Consider the following 16,311-nt stretch of genomic DNA (forward strand, 5'->3'; position numbering starts at 1 on the left):
CGGTAATCATCATAATATGAAACGTTTTCTAACGGCTTGCGCAATTGTACTCGCAAGCACGTCTATTGCCCAAGCATCAACAGTATTAACTAGCATTAAACCGATTCAACTGATTACGGTTGAGTTGACTAAGAATGTAGCCACTCCCGACGTTTTATTGGGTTCTAACACCTCACCTCATGACTATGCGCTGCGCCCTTCCGATGTAAAGCGTTTGCGAAATGCTGATCTGGTTATTTGGTACGGCAATGACTTGGAACCTTTTCTGACCAAGATTTTAAAAGACCAAGACAATGTGCTTACGATTAGCGATATTGAAGGTCTAGAGCTAAGAGAGTTTTCTGGTGAGCATGATCACCACGATCATCATGGTCATGATCACGGCACTCATGACCCACACTTTTGGCTTGGTTATAAACCAACGCTACAAGCAGCTGAAGCGATCGCGCTTAAGCTTGCTCAGTTAGATGAGGAAAACAAGCAGCAATATCTTGACAACTTGGCTGCGTTTAAACAGCAGTTAGCGGAACAGAAAGAGGCGATCTCAGCGCAACTTAAACCGGTATCTGACTCTGGCTACTATGTTTTCCATGACGCTTATGCTTACTTTGAGAATGACTTCTCACTCAACCATCTTGGTCATTTCACGGTGAGCCCTGAGCGTAAGCCAGGTGCGAAAACGCTGATCTCTATCCGTAAAACACTGGCAGCAGAGAAAGCATTCTGTGTGTTCTCTGAACCTCAATTCACACCAGCAGTGGTTGAATCAGTCACTCGCGGTAGTAACGCGAAAACTGGTGTCTTAGATCCTTTGGGTATTGATGTCGCAGCGGTTGAAGGTGGCTACTTTAAGTTTAAGCAGAACCTTGCTGATAGTTTTAGCAATTGCTTGACGCGCTAAATATGACATTCAGCCAAAGGCTTGTGCCTTTGGCTGAGGTAAGATACCAATCAAAATAAATATTTGGTCATTCTTGCTGGTTAAAATCGCTGATAGCAGCGTTATAGATTTTGAAGGTAGAAAAACTAGCTAGCTGCAATCTATGCCTTGCTCTAAGCGATTTTCCCTGCGCAATTATCTGAACACCTATTTATCCCGATTGGTATTATCTGTGAACTCATCGAAAAACTTGTCAACTATTTCCTTTCCTTACTTGTTAATCCCCCGATTTCCTAGATAATTATTATCACAAAATAACAATAGAGCTATTAGGCTCAGCACGCCAACGACTTGGTCTTTTTTATCTGCTGCTAGGAAATGGATTATCTTGAGTAAGATTGCAACTTTGCTGCTTTTTCTCTTCTATACAGGAGTGACGATGGCGGCAAATACGTCACCTAAGCTGTTTTATCCTTTGCCAACTTTAGCGCAGGGGAAGGTGTTCGCTGCCAAGCAATTATTCCTTGCTGATGAGGGAGGAATTTGGCTGCAAGACGTACGCGATCAAGTGTTGTTCTTCGATGGGCAACATATCCTTCCTGAAAAGGGCTCGGCGCTTGATCATGAAGCGTCGCAAATCGCTTTTCTAGACAACGCATTTTGGTCATTTTTCCAAAACGAAATCTACCGTACTGTTCCTAATCAAGAGAAGGAGTTGGTGTTTAGTTTAACACCCGGTACAGAGATCCTAAAAATCGGTTCGTCCAAGCGTTATATCTGGGTGTCTGATGAACGTAATTTTTATACCTATCAAATTGATAGTGGTGAGTTTCAAACCTTCTCATTGATGGAGTTGTATCAGTACAACCAGTCATCTCAAATCGCAATTAATGACGCTAAGTTTATTTTCTCTAAGTGGGTGGTGGCGACCAATGCCGGTGTTTATCTCTCTGAAGGGAGTCATTTTGAGCATGTTTCAAGCTCTGGCAAAAACTATGTCGAAAAGCTCTACTTTTCTGAAAAGCGACGTGAACTGATCATTGGTTCACTCAATGGCGCGCTGATTTTCAATATCAACAAGCCGAACGAGCCAATTCGCACCATCGCAGGTAGCCATGTACTGAGTATTACCGAAACGGATCAAGAGTACTGGATTGGTACCGAAAAAGGTCTTTTTGTTTACACCTTCTTGACTGGAGAAACCCAAAAGTTTGAGCAGGGGATTGGCGCAGGCAATAGCTTAGCGGGCGAAAAGATCTATTCGCTTCTCAACGACAATACTGGTGGGATCTGGGTCGCCACCGATCGCGGTGTTCGCTATTTTTCTCTCTATTCGCATAAATTTACTCGCTATTCCAATGAAGCCATGTCTGTCGTAAGCCGCGGAGAAAAGCTCGTCGAGCTGTATCGTAGTAAAGGGCGGGACGGTTATTGGCTACTGACCAACAAAGGCGTGTTTAAGTTAAATCTAGTTAAACCGTCTTCACGAAAACTAGTATTTCGCGGCAGAGTGCACGATGTAGAAGAGCATAATGGTGTTCTGTGGCTGGCTACCGATAAAGGTATTGTCTGTGTTAATGCAGATACGGGCGAGGTTATCGATGATGACTTACCCAACTTCCTCAAAACCAACACGGTAAGATTTTTAGAGTTTAACCACGGCAAAATGATCTGGGGAGCAAGTGATACCCAACTGTGGAGTTTCGATCTGGTCAGTCGCAAGCTAACACAGTATGGCTCTGAATGGATGATCGACAAATATCTCCCCGCTCAGTTAACCAATATGTACGTGACTTCTCAAGACTATGTGACGTTAGGAACCGAACATGGGATGTATATTGTTCGCGATGGCCAGATTAGTTTTGTGGGGGAAAGTATCCCATTTGGTGAAGTGATTGATGCGGTTCAGCCATCAGAACGTGAGTTATGGGTAGCCAGTCGTTATGGGCTGTATCGCTTAGATTTGTTCAGCAATAATGTTGAGCCCATTGATATGGTTGATGGCCACGTAACACCAAAATGCTTGATCCAAAATCAAGACGGCATTTGGCTGACCTCATCTACTGGGCTTTCCCGTTACACGCCTCGAGGCACACTGACTCAGCATTATGGCGAACCATTTGGTGTCATCAGTAATGAGTTTTTGCCGGGTGTATGTACTTTTGGCAGTGACAGCGAAAGAACCATTTTCTTAGGGGCTGATAGCAGCCTAGTGAAGGTTAATACCCAGCAATTAGTGGTGAGTCGTTTACCCGATACGCGTGTGATATTTAGCCAAATCAAGCGCAATCAAAAGCTTTTTTCCTTAGCCAACACGGTGCAAGAAACACCACAAATCGGCTACGGAGAGTCAATCTTTTTTCAGTTCGGCTTTCTGCCAAGTGCTAGCAATATCAATCTTGAATATCGCTTGAACCAAAGTAGTGACTGGCAGGCACTGGACGGCAGTACCTTGACCATTGAACACCTCATGCCTGGGGAGTATAGCCTAGAGGTTCGTGCCGTCAGGAATGGGCGAGTAAAAGGCAATAGCAACAGCTATCAGTTTTTGGTCACCGAACCTTGGTTTCTTAGCCACGTTGCGATAGTAACCTATGTACTTGCAGTCCTGATTGTTATCGCGGTTATCGTTTACTGGCGTTCACGTTTAATGGCGAAGTCAAACCGCTTGCTTAAAGCCCAAGTCGCGCTCAAAACCAATCAGCTCCGTCATCAAAGCCGTGTTTTACTCGGCAACAACAATCAACTACGTAAACAGCTTGAAGTGCGTTGGTTGATTTATAGTCAGTCTGTCAATGAGTTAAAAGAGCGGCTTAACACAACGGCTTCTAACTCATTAACCCATGAGCAGCTTATTGGTTATATGCAGCAAGAGCTAGAAACGTTAATCAATGTCCGTTCGACAAATGGGCAAGCTCTTCCTGTATTTAATCTCACCATGATCGTGAATTCGGTGATCAGCAGTTGGAAAGATGAGCTAGCCAAGGTGGGCGTCAATGTTGAGCTTGAATCTGACCAAGAGCTGTTTATAGGCTTGAATGACTTTAACCTTGATGAGCTATTTAACCTATTGTTCGATGGCATTTTAAGGCGCTGCTATCGCAATCAAACGGTAGTGATTCAGTTAGTGCAAAAAGAGGGGATGGTAGTTTTCTCTATGCTGGATCAAGGTGATGCCTTTGATTCCATTTCTGGCAGTGTTACGTCCTCAGACAACTTGCATAAGCTCGTCATGCAAAGCGGTGGTGAGATGAACTTGTTTAGCTCAGAGGATCGCAACCTATTGGAAATCAGTTGGCAAGAGAGTGTCTCTTTCGAGAACAACCCGATTGTGATGCCAGCAGACGAAGAGTGCGCTGAACTTGTTCACGATGACCCTTGGCTATCAAAGGTGATTCAATTAGTTGATGACCACTATACCGACCCTGAATTTAGTACCTCTTCTGCGGCTAAGATGCTCTATGTATCAGAACGAAGCTTACAACGCAGACTCAAATCCTCAGTAGAGAAAACCTTTACTGAGTATTTGACTGAAGTGCGTTTAGACAACGCTTGCCGCCGATTACTTGCAGGGGAAAAGGTCTCGGATGTTGCCTTTGAGTGCGGTTTTAATGACCCTTCTTACTTTAGCCAAAGGTTTAAGCATCGCTTTGGTATGTCACCAACCCAGTTTGTTGAGCAGCAAAGCCGCTACTAACTAGAAAGAGCAATCAGCTAATACCACTGTGCTCTAGTACCGCGTGAGCAATACGCGGTGAGGCAATTAGTTCATACGCTTATTATCCCATGCCAGCAGCGAGCTCGCTGCAATCTATCCCTTGCACTAAGTGATTTTGCCCGTCTAATTATTTAAATGCCTATGTACCGCGATTGGGGTTAGAACTGTTTTGAAATTACGATGTAAATCTTCATTAAGCGTATTGGACAAGAGCTAATGGTTATAATCGCTTTGCGTGAATTGCGTGAATTGCGTGAATTGCGTGAATTGCGTGAATTGCGTGAATTGCGTGAATTGCGTGAATTGCGTGAATTGCGTGAATTGCGTGAATTGCGTGAATTGGGGAGAGAAAGAAAAAAAATATCGTGGTATAGCCGGGGGGACTATACCACGGGTGCCAACGACACCTTCGCTTGCTGCCGGAGTGACGCTGATGCGCCACCTCTGGAATTCAATGTTGTCTTAAGGGATGCCCTCTCGACGTGATTAACTATAACGAGCGGGACTTTTTTTACTTATAAAATTAACGCCAAGATAGCATAAGAAAAGCGACATTTGATTAAGTTATTGTAAATGAAAGAAAAATTGATTTTTGTCTTTATTTGCTTCGGCAATCAATCTGGCCAAATCGTAAGAGAAAGCTATCTTTTGACGTAATTGACGAGTGCGCTTTTAACGTTTTTGCCTGCTGTGAGCCAAGCTAAATGGCTCCTATGAAGGATTAAAGAGTGGCTTATCAGAGGTGGTGCAGCATGCGGAACCCTCTCTGTAGACACAATAGATAAGTCGTGACCACAAGGTCCCTCTATAACCTCTTAATCGATAAATTGAGTCAGATATTCTCAATGCTTCTATCGAAACTTGGAAACATTGATTTCAGGCAAGATCTGCTAAAACAGTTGAAGATAAAATTGTAAGCATAAATAACAATCCTTCTCATTATAAATAACTGGTCTCGCAATGAAACTCTCACAACTACAACAAGGGCAAGTCGCTACCATAACTGGTTTCTCAGAGCTCTCTAATGACGTGCGAAAAAAACTCATGGTGATGGGGCTTTTGCCACAAACGCCGGTCACACTGATTCGAAAAGCCCCAATGGGTGACCCGCTACAAGTCGAAGTTCGCGGAGTTTCGCTTGCTGTCCGCGTCAACATCGCCGATGCAATTACAGTGGAGGCGAACTAATGGAATATAAAATTCTAACGGTTGGTAACCCTAATAGCGGTAAAACCACACTCTTTAATGGCTTAACAGGCGCCAAGCAGCAAGTAGGTAACTGGGCAGGGGTCACTGTCGAGAAGAAAACAGGTAAGTACTCTCATTCTAGCGACGACTTTTTGCTTACCGACCTTCCGGGTATCTATGCTTTAGACAGCGGCAATGATGGCAATAGTATTGATGAATCTATTGCGTCAAGAGCAGTGTTAACCCATCCCGCAGACCTAATTATTAATGTTGTCGACGCCACTTGTCTCGAACGCAGCTTATATATGACGTTGCAGTTGCGTGAGCTTGGCCGCCCTATGGTTGTTGTGCTTAACAAGATGGATGCGCTAAAGCGTGAACGTCAGACCATCGACATTAAAGCGCTTGAAAAAGTGCTAGGTTGTCCAGTGATGGCAATCTCTGCAAATAACAAATCTCAAGTTCAATCCTTTAAGGACCGCTTACATAAAGCATTGGTACAAGGTGTGGCACTGAATGAAATTCGCCTAGACTATGGGGCGGAATTTGAGCAGGCAATTGAAACTATCGCGCCAATTTTCAAATCGCAATCTGAAGTATCGGCGCGAGCATTGGCTATTCGTGCACTTGAAAACGACCTTCTGGTTGTCAACTCTCTAGCGGAATCTGACCGAGTTATCGTTAAAGCGGAGCAGCAAAAAGTCGAGCTTGATATTGATCTATTGGTCGCTGATGTGAAATACACTTTTCTTCACCAGCAGTGCCAGAAAGTGCGTCGCAGTGAAGGTAAACTAAGCCACAGCTTTACAGAGAAAGTGGATGCCATCATTCTCAACAAATGGGTCGGTGTGCCTTTCTTCTTTGTTGTTATGTATCTGATGTTTATGTTCTCTATCAATATCGGTAGCGCCTTTATCGACTTCTTCGATATTGGTGTCGGCGCTTTGCTGGTTGATGGTGGACATTACCTACTTGATGACCATCTGCCAGTTTGGCTAGTGACCTTACTGGCTGACGGTGTTGGCGGCGGTATCCAAACCGTGGCAACCTTCATTCCTGTGATTGCTTGTCTGTATCTCTTCCTCGCGGTATTGGAAAGCTCTGGCTACATGTCGCGCGCGGCATTTGTGCTCGATAAAGTAATGCAGAAAATTGGTCTTCCGGGTAAAGCCTTTGTTCCATTAGTTCTAGGCTTTGGTTGTAACGTACCATCGATTATGGCGACACGTACGCTCGATCAAGAGCGTGAAAGAAAGCTTGCTGCCTCTATGGCGCCATTTATGTCATGTGGTGCGCGACTTCCTGTTTATGCGCTATTTGCCGCGGCCTTCTTCCCACAAAGCGGTCAGAACATTGTTTTTGCACTGTATCTATTAGGTATTGTTGCTGCGGTATTTACTGGCTTAGTGCTTAAGAAGACATTGTACCCAGGCTCAAGTGATAGCCTAGTGATGGAGATGCCGGACTATGAACTGCCGACGATGCGCAATGTGGTGATCAAAACATGGCAAAAGCTAAAGCGTTTTGTATTGGGTGCGGGTAAAACCATCGTTATGGTTGTGACGATTCTGAGCTTCCTAAACTCGGTTGGTACAGATGGTTCATTTGGTAACCAAGATAGCGAAAACTCAGTGCTGTCAAAAGCATCGCAAATTGTTACGCCTGTGTTTGCCCCAATTGGTATTCAAGAGGATAACTGGCCTGCAACGGTAGGTATCATCACGGGTATCTTTGCCAAAGAAGCGGTAGTCGGTACTCTGAATAGCCTCTATGCGCCAAGCGAAGAGGAAGGTGGTGAATACGACCTAATGGCGAGCTTAGAAGAAGCCGTAATGTCTATTCCAGATAATCTAGCAGGGCTAAGCTACTCAGATCCACTAGGTATCGAAGTGGGCGACTTGACTGACAGCCAAGCGGTTGCAGAAGAGCAAGAAGTAGACGCGTCTATCTTCGGTAACTTGAAAGGCTACTTTGCTTCAAGCAATGCGGCATTTGCTTATCTGATCTTTATTTTGCTTTACACGCCATGTGTTGCAGCGATGGGTGCCTACGTACGTGAGTTTGGTCAGAAATATGCGCGTTTTATTGCGGTATGGACGATGGGCTTAGCTTACGGAAGTGCAGCGCTTTATTACCAAGTTACTCACTTTGCTGATCACCCTGCTACAAGTTCAGCGTGGATAGCAGGTATCTTGTTAGTGAGTTTTGCGACTTACCGAATTCTTAAGTCCGTGGGTAGCAAACAGAGCCAAGTTTTAGAGGTACAAACCGCATGATTCTTGCTGAGCTAAAGCAGTGTATTGAGCAGAATGGAAGCATTTCTCGTCGTGAACTAGCGAAGAAATTTGCGATGAGTGAAGATGGTGTTGATGCGATGCTCTCAGTGTGGATTAAGAAGGGAAAGATCTCGCGATTTATCGATACCAATGCATCACACAATGTCACTCGTATCAGATACGCGAAAGTGAAAGCCGATGCCTTAGCTCTGAATGTCACCATGTAGGTGGTCTGTGATAGCAAAAGCCGTTCTAGATAGAACGGCTTTTTAATAGGCTTTTGGAAACAAGCAGTTACGCTGGAGAGAAAATCGAGCTCAACGAAAGAACATTTTTAATTCGGCCCAAGAGCTGCGCTTGCTCCTCATCACTGCGAAATTGTCCGTCCGTATTACCCCAAACAGGACCAGGCCATGCGATGTCATCTTTAAAGCGAGCGATATGGTGAATGTGCAGCTGAGGAACCATATTGCCAAGCGCGCCAAGATTGAGCTTGTCAGGTTGGAATGTGGCTTCTAACGCTTGGCTTACCGCTTGTGACTCTAACAAGAACTGTTGCTGCTCTTTCATTGGTAAGTGATGTAACTCTTTTAAGTTGCTTCGCTTAGGTACAAGGATAACCCAAGGTACAGCCTTGTCTTTATGCAGTAGAGCAAGGCATAAAGGGAATTGACCAATCACAGTGGTATCTTTAGCGAGTTGAGGATGCAGTTCAAAACTCATAGTCAGTATCCGTTTGTCTCTATTTTCGATTAGTATACGCCAAATAAAACAAAAGGTTGACGCTCTCACGCCAACCTTCCAATTTCTCTCGATTCTCGATTCTCGATTCTCGATTCTCGATTCTCGATTCTCGATTCTCGATTCTCGATTCTCGATTCTCTTACATACGCTCTAGCGTATCGATACCTAGTAGAGATAGACCTTGCTTGATAGTTTTCGCAGTTAAAGCAGCTAGCTTCAAGCGGCTTTGCTTCACAGACTCATCTTCGCTGCTTAGGATCGGGCATGCCTCGTAGAAGCTAGAGAATTGACCCGCTAGCTCGAATAGGTAGCTACACATGATGTGTGGTTGGCCTTCACGAGCAACAGATTGAACTGCCTCTTCGAATTGAAGAAGTTTAGCAATCAGCGCTTTCTCTTTCTCTTCTGTTACTTTGATCTCGCCAGATAGCTCATCCATAGAGATACCTGCTTTAGCGAAGATAGAAGAAACACGAGTAAAGGCGTATTGCATGTACGGTGCGGTGTTACCTTCGAACGCAAGCATGTTGTCCCAGTCAAACACGTAGTCAGTAGTACGGTGCTTAGATAGGTCAGCATATTTAACCGCAGCCATAGCGACTGTTTTCGCGATGTTTGCTTTCTCTTCAGAGTCTAGGTCAGAGTTCTTCGATTCGATCAGCTTGATTGCGCGCTCTTCTGCTTCATCAAGAAGATCAGCAAGACGAACTGTACCACCTGCACGAGTCTTAAATGGACGACCATCTTTGCCTAGCATCATACCGAAAGCGTGGTGCTCTAAAGATACTTCTTCTGGCACATAACCCGCTTTACGAACAATAGTCCAAGCTTGCATTAGGTGTTGGTGCTGACGAGAGTCAATAAAGTAAAGTACGCGATCTGCGCCTAGTGTTTCGTATCGGTACTTAGCACAAGCGATATCAGTGGTGGTGTATAGGAAACCGCCATCACGCTTCTGGATGATAACACCCATCGCTTCGCCGTCTTTGTTTTTGTATTCATCTAGGAACACTACTTGAGCGCCGTCATCTTCTTGCGCTAGACCTTGCTCTTTAAGGTCAGCAACGATGCCAGGTAGCATGTCGTTGTACATGCTTTCGCCCATTACGTCATCGCGAGTTAGAGAGACGTTTAGACGGTCGTAGTTACGTTGGTTTTGAACCATAGTAACGTCAACAAGCTTTTTCCACATTTCAGCGCAGTATTCATCACCGCTCTGAAGTTTTACAACGTAGTTACGTGCTCTTACTGCGAACTCTTCGTCTTCGTCGTATAGCTTCTTAGACTCACGGTAGAAGGCTTCAAGGTCTGAAAGCTCCATTGAAACTTCACCAGACTCTTTTTGTACGCGCTCTAGGTTTGCGATAAGCATACCGAACTGAGTACCCCAGTCACCGATGTGGTTAGCACGAACAACTTTGTGGCCAAGGAATTCTAGTGTACGAACAACAGCATCACCGATGATAGTTGAACGTAGGTGACCTACGTGCATCTCTTTAGCAACGTTTGGTGCAGAGTAGTCAGCAACAATCGTTTTCTGCTCTTCTGCTGCAACGCCTAAACGAGCGTCTGCAAGGGCTACATCAGCTTGTTTCGCTAGGAACTCTTCGCTTAGGAAAATGTTGATAAAACCAGGGCCTGCGATTTCTGTTTTGCTCGCGATACCTTCTAGGTCTAGAACATCCAATACTTTTTGCGCGAATTCGCGTGGGTTAGTCCCTAGTTTTTTTGCAACGCCCATCACACCATTTGCTTGGTAGTCACCAAACTGAGGTTTTGCAGATTGGCGAACGGCTGCAGGGCTGCCTGCAGGTGCGCCAGCGGCTTCTAAAGCCTGAGAAACTTTGTCATTAATAAGTGCTTGGATATTCACACGCGCTTCCTTCAATTCTTGGGAATTGGTTAGCTATGCATTCGTTACTATTCGGGTGATTCTTCGAGTGGAACCATGAATAATATCCACCAAGTGGAGTGAATGCATATCTCGATCTAGTTCATAAATTTGGCGCACATAATAGCAACTTTATTGCTTCTCTTATAGGGAGTGAACTGGGAAATTTACTACTTTTCCTGATGATCTTGTTACTATTAGGAAAAAAATAACGTTTTGACTAAAACATTCAAGACGAATGGCTGTTGAAAGCATAAAGAACTGGGTTACGAGTCAAACGTGAATGGTTTGATTTTATGCATAAAATTCATGGTTTAAGCGAGTTTCTGCATATTAATTGCCCAGGTTTTAACACCTTGGAACACATGAACGAAAAAGACGGCTACAAAGGAGCCGTCTTGAGATTGTTTTAAGCTGAGCTAAGCGATTAGAACTTGAGCTCTGCACCCATGAAGTAACCATCCATACGGATGTTGGTTTCCTTAGTTGCCTTATGCTTAAACTCGTTATCCATAACGCGGTAACCCGCTTTTAAGCCAAGATCAAGTGGACCCATTTCGATGGTCCATTTTGCGCCAGCTTCACCATCAAAAGTTTTGGTTCCGTCAAAACGACCCGCAGAAACTGTTGAGTACAAGGTAACGGGTGTCGCCGGGATAGTAAATTCTACATCACCGTACGCAGCTGGTTGCCAATCATGGTCTTTTACGCCAGAGAAGTGCTGCATGTTTAGACCGAAGTCAACACCTAGCATATTGGTATCGATCAAACGGTAGTAAGCAATGTAGTCAACTTGACGATACGACATATTAAACTTGTCAGATTTTACGTTTGTTGAACGGATTTTCGCGTTAGGGATTAGCGGTACAAAGTGTTCAAAACCGACGTAGTATGAATACTGCGACTGGCGTTCACCCGCTTTAGTGTCATCTACTTTTGCTTCCGCTGACCAATAATCGAAGCCACCTTTAATTTCAAAGGTATCCCCAGGTGCTGATAGGGCCGCAAATGGAGTAAGAGCAGAAAGGGTAAGGCCAGCGCCCAAAAGAGTTTTCTTAAAAGACATGATTGCAATCTCGTAGCAAAAGTTGATGAATAAAAACGGCCCGCAATATAGCAGCATTAGAGATTGGTAAAGTCCGGATAATGTCATTGTTTTACATTAAACTATATAGTTCAGCTATTAACCATTATCTTCGAAATATGAGTGGCTTAGCGGTGACAAACTTTTATGGTTGCTGTCACTGCTGGTACTGCGCATCATTGATCGGTAACATTCACGCGTTAGCACTGAAAGGAAAGTTCGATGACCAGTCAATTACAGCAAGCTGCGCTTTTGCCATCGCAAATGCAGCAAGACCTGCCTGAGTTCATTTCTCAAATCATGACGCTTGCTGGCAAGCTTGGATTAGAGTTATCTCATTACCAAGCCGATCATATTGCCATGCGCATTAACGAGCCAGATTTGGCTAAGCAAGCGCATCATGAGTGGCAAGCATATGGTCAAGTTATCTCACAAGCACAAATTAATGGTCGACCAATTGTTGTCATCGCGTTTGATACGCCGCTTGTAAGTCACGGTTGGAGTTTTGAGTGTTTGGAGCTGCCTTATCCAGCACAAGGGAAGATCTACCCAAAACAGGGTTGGGAACACGTTGAGTTTGTTGTGCCTTCAACGGCGCAAACCGCAGAGGATTACCTAGCCGATCTAAAACAACAATTCCCTGATTTTGCGACTCAGTGGAAAAGGCTGTCAGTACTTGGCATCAAAACCAAGCTATCAAGTCCTAAAGGGGAAGGTGAGCGTTTGAACAACCCGACGGTGGCATTCAAATGGCAAGGGGTGTGCATTAAACTCCACCCCCATTCATTGAAAAAGATTGTTGAGTCTGAGCAGGCTGTTTAAGCCTGCAAAATCACATAGTGATTAGCCAAGTTCAATATCTTTAGGTCTCAATTGAAACTCTTCAATTGAGCCTATCTCCAAACCAAGGTTGAGCTTCTCTGATTCATGATGCGCGTTACCTTGAGTGTGCATAATGAGACGGTTAGCTGTTCTTGGCTTAAGTTCGTTAACCACAAAACGAATCATGTCGGTGCGGGTTAATGCTTTTAACTCTTCTAACACCACTTCCCGTTGATTGAACTCGGTATCCTTATTACCAATCGCCACCCATAATCGTTGGGCGCGCCCACGTAAAGTGGTATCTGGGGTCGAAATTTGATTCCACAGACCTCGTTTACTGCTGTGCCATTGGTATTCATTAAGCTCTAGCAACACCATGTAAAAGGCGTTGAGGAACTCGTCAATGGAACTGATAAGATCAATTGGCGCTGCATTTGGCGACTGAACATAAAGTGCAATCCCCGGGTGCCTATTTAATGGCAGATTCCCCGTACCAACCATATAACCAAGCTGCTGCTTGGTTCGGATCTCATGGAAGAAGGTCGCCGACATCAAGTGGTTAGCTAACGAATACAAAGCGATGCTTTTGGGGCTAGTATCGTCGCACTGGTAGTACAGCACAGTGGCTGAATCTTCCTGATCACAGAAGACTTCTCGTTGGAATGAACCGTTTTTGCCGAGCATAACAAGTGGGCGCAGGGCTTCTTCATATTGCTGGTCTTGTACCCTTAATGCATCTTTGAGTGTGTTGCCGAGTGACAGTGCATCAGCTCTTGTCCAATCGCCGTAAACAAACATTTCAACGTGTAATTCCGCCAAGATCGCGTCCACAAAGCTCGCTAACTCATCTACCTCTATTGATTCTAAGGCTTCAACTAAGACGGAGTAAGGAGGATTGTTGGGTTGTAAAATACCCGTCAGTGCATTGAAAAGCTGTGAAATTGGACGATCCTGAGCTGAATTGCGCCAGTTTCTTAGCAGCTGCTGCTTGATGGTATTAAATCGCTGGCTACTAAACTCACGTTTAGCGAACCTCTCTAAAATCTGCTTCATTAACTCAGGCTGCTTTTGGCTAAAACCTGATATTGTCAGTGTGACACCACCTTGATGGGCATACATGTTGTAACCCATCCCGGCAATCTCTGCTTGATAGGTGTCAGCAGCGAGGCTGTCTAGAAACATCTCTACACAAAGGCGCGTTTTGACGATGTTTCTAGGGGTTTCTACCGCATGTGGGCTATCTATTGCGATATAAACGACGCCCTTCGGTACGCGAAACTCATCATCTTGCAGATGCCATAGCTTAAATCCTGGCAGCTCTTCTAACACTTGAGGGGTCGCATGGGAAATCTCTAGCTCTTTAGGGTCAAGGTCATAGCAAATGAACGGGTTTTTTTCAGGCAGTTTAAAGGCTAATGGACTTGGCTCAAGGTAGTGCTCCCTTTGTTGTTGAGTAAACTCTGTCACTGAGTAAGGGGTGAAGTACCATTTGGCCGTTTTATCATATTCATAGCCATGCGCGATAAGCGTTGTGCGCAGATTCGCCGGAGAAAAGTAGTCAAGCAGCGACTTTAGCAGTGTTTCATCGTAGTGCTTCATCATGAAATCACCGTAGACGATGTCTTGCTCTTGATAGTGCTGCATATTGACCACTAAGTGGCTCACCAGATCGAGAGGGCGAGTTGGCTCTTGGAAGCGAAATGCGGATTCTAGAACCGCTTGTTTTTCTAGATAACGCCACTCATCTAATCCGCTTTCTGCGATCAAAGAGATATAGCTGAATACTGCTTGAGTAATATCGTCTACGTAATCAAGACCAAGTGGAGTAAGTGCGCAGCTGACCGTAAACTCACGATAATTGCTACCACTAGTTCCGCCCCCGGCAGATAAAGAGGTAATCCAGCCTTGATCTTTGAGCACTAACATTAAGCTTCCGGCACCTTCGTAACCGAGTAGGTGGGCAAAGTAAGACAAGGGTTTAGATTGGTAGTGCTCATCCATGCTCGGCATTGGGAAAGTTAGAATGAGTTTACGGATCTCTTTGACCGGCTCGACATTAACCAAGATTGAGGTCGATTGCTTGTCGGTATAAGGTGCAGTAATACACTTCCCTGATAGCTCATGATTGGGAATGGCCGAGAATTTTTCGTGGCACCACGCTTCTAACTCATCTAGCTCTTGAGGACCAATCACTGTGAGCGTCATTAAGTCGGCGGAGTATTGATCATAGTGGAAGCTGACAATCTCATCTCGAATCGATTGCCCATCTCTATCAGCTAAAGTCTCTAAATTACCGACTGAAAATTTGCTGAAAGGGTGGGCAGGATTAACCAGCTCTTTATGGACTTGATACAACCTTCTTGAGTCATCGTTGAGTTTTAGTTTGTATTCAGATTCGACCGCTTGGCGCTCTTTATCTAGTGCTTCTGAGTTAAAAAGCGGCGCGGTAAAAAATTGACTAAAACGATCGAGACTTGGTTCAAAAGCGCTCGGCGAGACATCAAAAAAGAAACAGGTATGCTCAGTGCCCGTCCATGCGTTATTGCTGCCACCGTGTTGATTAATATAGCTTTGAAACTCACCCACTTTAGGGTATTTTTCTGTGCCCAAAAATAGCATGTGCTCTAAATAGTGGGCGAGACCCTCTCTATCGATAGGGTCGTCGAAGTGACCAACATTCACTGCCAATGCAGCTGCGGACTTTTGCGCACTGTGATCGTGAATTAGTAAAACCCGCACACCGTTAGCTAAGGTGAGGTAACGGTACTGGTTCGTATCATTTGGACTAATGTGCACAATACACTCTCCGAACTTATGAAGTGGTCTTATAGACAATAGAGTAATTATGACTCGGATATGGGCGACTGCAAACTATCTGTTTGAGAAATATGAGCAAAATGGGTTAACGATAGTTAACAATTTGACTTTAAATAGTGTTAAGAAAGTCAGGGTCTTTGCTCAAAGAATTGATATAATTATTTACAGTTCAACGAAAATTTAGCGGTTTTATAATTTTCCGCTCAATAATAATTACGCTGTAGATAAACAGTGAGACAACAATATTCCGCATTAAAACGACAGCGGATAGTATTAGGAATATGCCATGAAAATTTTCATCATGCGTCATGGAGAAGCCGAGCATTTTGCCCAATCAGATGCCGAAAGAGAGCTCACTCAAAATGGTAGGAGTGCCTCTGTCGCGGTAGCCCGTGCTTGTGCGGAGAGAGGTTTTTCACAGTTCGATAAAGTGCTAGTTAGCCCCTATGTCCGCGCGCAGCAAACGTGGCAAGAAATATCGAGCTGCTTTCAATCTGAGCAAGTAGAAACGTGCGAAGACATTACGCCTTACGGTGAATCAGAGCAGGTTGCGGATTATGTATCGGCGCTTATCGATGTTCACAATTATGAAAGTGTACTGTTGGTGTCGCATTTACCGTTAGTCGGCTACCTGACGGCAGAGTTCGTACCTGACATTCATCCGCCTATGTTTCCAACTTCAGGTTTAACCTGCATTGAATATTCGCCAGAAGAATGCTCTGGTGAGATTTTGTTTAATATTCAACCCTAATTGCTGCGGTTGGCAGGGAAAGCTTACCTCCCTGCTAAGCCACTCTTCACTATGCTGAATCCTCAGTCAGCCATTAATTTGACAGAGTAGATGGACTAGATATTGCATAGCTAGTCCAAGTTCTTCTTTTTCCGACTATT

At 44.6% G+C, this 16,311-nt stretch carries 12 protein-coding genes; 8 read left to right on the forward strand and 4 right to left on the reverse strand.

The annotated features are described in order from the left end of the window. Positions 1-16: 16 nt before the first annotated feature. The 6 genes from znuA (at position 17) to LYZ37_RS04440 (ending at position 8,289) form a co-directional block, all read left to right on the forward strand. Positions 17-901, forward strand: coding sequence for a zinc ABC transporter substrate-binding protein ZnuA (znuA, locus tag LYZ37_RS04415; RefSeq protein ID WP_272786660.1), 885 nt, complete (start codon positions 17-19; stop codon positions 899-901). Positions 902-1,319: 418 nt separating this feature from the next. Beyond that, a complete protein-coding gene (locus LYZ37_RS04420) occupies positions 1,320-4,577 on the forward strand; it encodes a helix-turn-helix domain-containing protein (protein WP_272787142.1) in 3,258 nt (1,085 codons plus the stop codon). A gap of 237 nt (positions 4,578-4,814) precedes the next feature. After that, entirely contained in the window at positions 4,815-5,084 is a 270-nt protein-coding gene (locus LYZ37_RS04425; protein ID WP_272786661.1) for a hypothetical protein, read from the forward strand. A gap of 474 nt (positions 5,085-5,558) precedes the next feature. Then, entirely contained in the window at positions 5,559-5,786 is a 228-nt protein-coding gene (locus tag LYZ37_RS04430) for a FeoA family protein (RefSeq protein ID WP_004747666.1), read from the forward strand. Then, complete coding sequence (gene feoB / locus LYZ37_RS04435; RefSeq protein ID WP_272786662.1) at positions 5,786-8,062, forward strand: Fe(2+) transporter permease subunit FeoB; 2,277 nt, start codon at positions 5,786-5,788, stop codon at positions 8,060-8,062. The genes LYZ37_RS04430 and feoB overlap by 1 nt, the downstream gene beginning before the upstream one ends. Continuing rightward, the gene (locus LYZ37_RS04440) at positions 8,059-8,289 is read left to right on the forward strand and encodes a FeoC-like transcriptional regulator (RefSeq protein WP_272786663.1); all 231 of its coding nucleotides are present in this window, start codon (positions 8,059-8,061) and stop codon (positions 8,287-8,289) included. The genes feoB and LYZ37_RS04440 overlap by 4 nt, the downstream gene beginning before the upstream one ends. Positions 8,290-8,356: 67 nt before the next feature. Here the strand turns inward: LYZ37_RS04440 and LYZ37_RS04445 are convergent, their stop codons facing one another. The 3 genes from LYZ37_RS04445 to LYZ37_RS04455 form a co-directional block, all read right to left on the reverse strand. Then, positions 8,357-8,785 (reverse strand): HIT family protein, encoded by a 429-nt coding sequence (locus LYZ37_RS04445; protein ID WP_239826263.1) that lies wholly within the window; start codon positions 8,783-8,785, stop codon positions 8,357-8,359. 160 nt (positions 8,786-8,945) lie between these two features. Next, positions 8,946-10,679, reverse strand: coding sequence for an arginine--tRNA ligase (gene argS / locus LYZ37_RS04450; protein WP_272786664.1), 1,734 nt, complete (start codon positions 10,677-10,679; stop codon positions 8,946-8,948). A 445-nt stretch (positions 10,680-11,124) separates the two neighbouring features. After that, positions 11,125-11,763 (reverse strand): TIGR04219 family outer membrane beta-barrel protein, encoded by a 639-nt coding sequence (locus tag LYZ37_RS04455; protein WP_272786665.1) that lies wholly within the window; start codon positions 11,761-11,763, stop codon positions 11,125-11,127. Between the two features lie 240 nt (positions 11,764-12,003). On the opposite strand from LYZ37_RS04455, the gene LYZ37_RS04460 reads away from it, so the two are divergent. Beyond that, a complete protein-coding gene (locus tag LYZ37_RS04460; RefSeq protein WP_272786666.1) occupies positions 12,004-12,603 on the forward strand; it encodes a VOC family protein in 600 nt (199 codons plus the stop codon). Positions 12,604-12,624: 21 nt separating this feature from the next. On the opposite strand, the gene LYZ37_RS04465 is transcribed toward LYZ37_RS04460, so the two are convergent. After that, complete coding sequence (locus tag LYZ37_RS04465; protein ID WP_272786667.1) at positions 12,625-15,399, reverse strand: insulinase family protein; 2,775 nt, start codon at positions 15,397-15,399, stop codon at positions 12,625-12,627. A gap of 307 nt (positions 15,400-15,706) precedes the next feature. Here LYZ37_RS04465 and sixA point away from each other — a divergent pair, with 307 nt between their 5' ends. Further along, a complete protein-coding gene (gene sixA, locus LYZ37_RS04470; protein WP_272786668.1) occupies positions 15,707-16,171 on the forward strand; it encodes a phosphohistidine phosphatase SixA in 465 nt (154 codons plus the stop codon). Positions 16,172-16,311: the final 140 nt, after the last annotated feature.

It is taken from the genome of Vibrio tubiashii (assembly GCF_028551255.1).
In the GTDB taxonomy this organism is placed as follows: domain Bacteria; phylum Pseudomonadota; class Gammaproteobacteria; order Enterobacterales; family Vibrionaceae; genus Vibrio; species Vibrio tubiashii_B.

Bases quoted from the DNA above. Each gene is read 5' to 3' on its own strand.
- LYZ37_RS04425 (WP_272786661.1), top strand. From the start codon at position 4,815: ATGGTTATAATCGCTTTGCGTGAATTGCGTGAATTGCGTGAATTGCGT.
- znuA (WP_272786660.1), top strand. From the start codon at position 17: ATGAAACGTTTTCTAACGGCTTGCGCAATTGTACTCGCAAGCACGTCT.
- LYZ37_RS04445 (WP_239826263.1), bottom strand. From the start codon at position 8,785: ATGAGTTTTGAACTGCATCCTCAACTCGCTAAAGATACCACTGTGATT.
- LYZ37_RS04430 (WP_004747666.1), top strand. From the start codon at position 5,559: ATGAAACTCTCACAACTACAACAAGGGCAAGTCGCTACCATAACTGGT.
- sixA (WP_272786668.1), top strand. From the start codon at position 15,707: ATGAAAATTTTCATCATGCGTCATGGAGAAGCCGAGCATTTTGCCCAA.
- LYZ37_RS04440 (WP_272786663.1), top strand. From the start codon at position 8,059: ATGATTCTTGCTGAGCTAAAGCAGTGTATTGAGCAGAATGGAAGCATT.
- feoB (WP_272786662.1), top strand. From the start codon at position 5,786: ATGGAATATAAAATTCTAACGGTTGGTAACCCTAATAGCGGTAAAACC.
- LYZ37_RS04420 (WP_272787142.1), top strand. From the start codon at position 1,320: ATGGCGGCAAATACGTCACCTAAGCTGTTTTATCCTTTGCCAACTTTA.
- LYZ37_RS04455 (WP_272786665.1), bottom strand. From the start codon at position 11,763: ATGTCTTTTAAGAAAACTCTTTTGGGCGCTGGCCTTACCCTTTCTGCT.
- LYZ37_RS04460 (WP_272786666.1), top strand. From the start codon at position 12,004: ATGACCAGTCAATTACAGCAAGCTGCGCTTTTGCCATCGCAAATGCAG.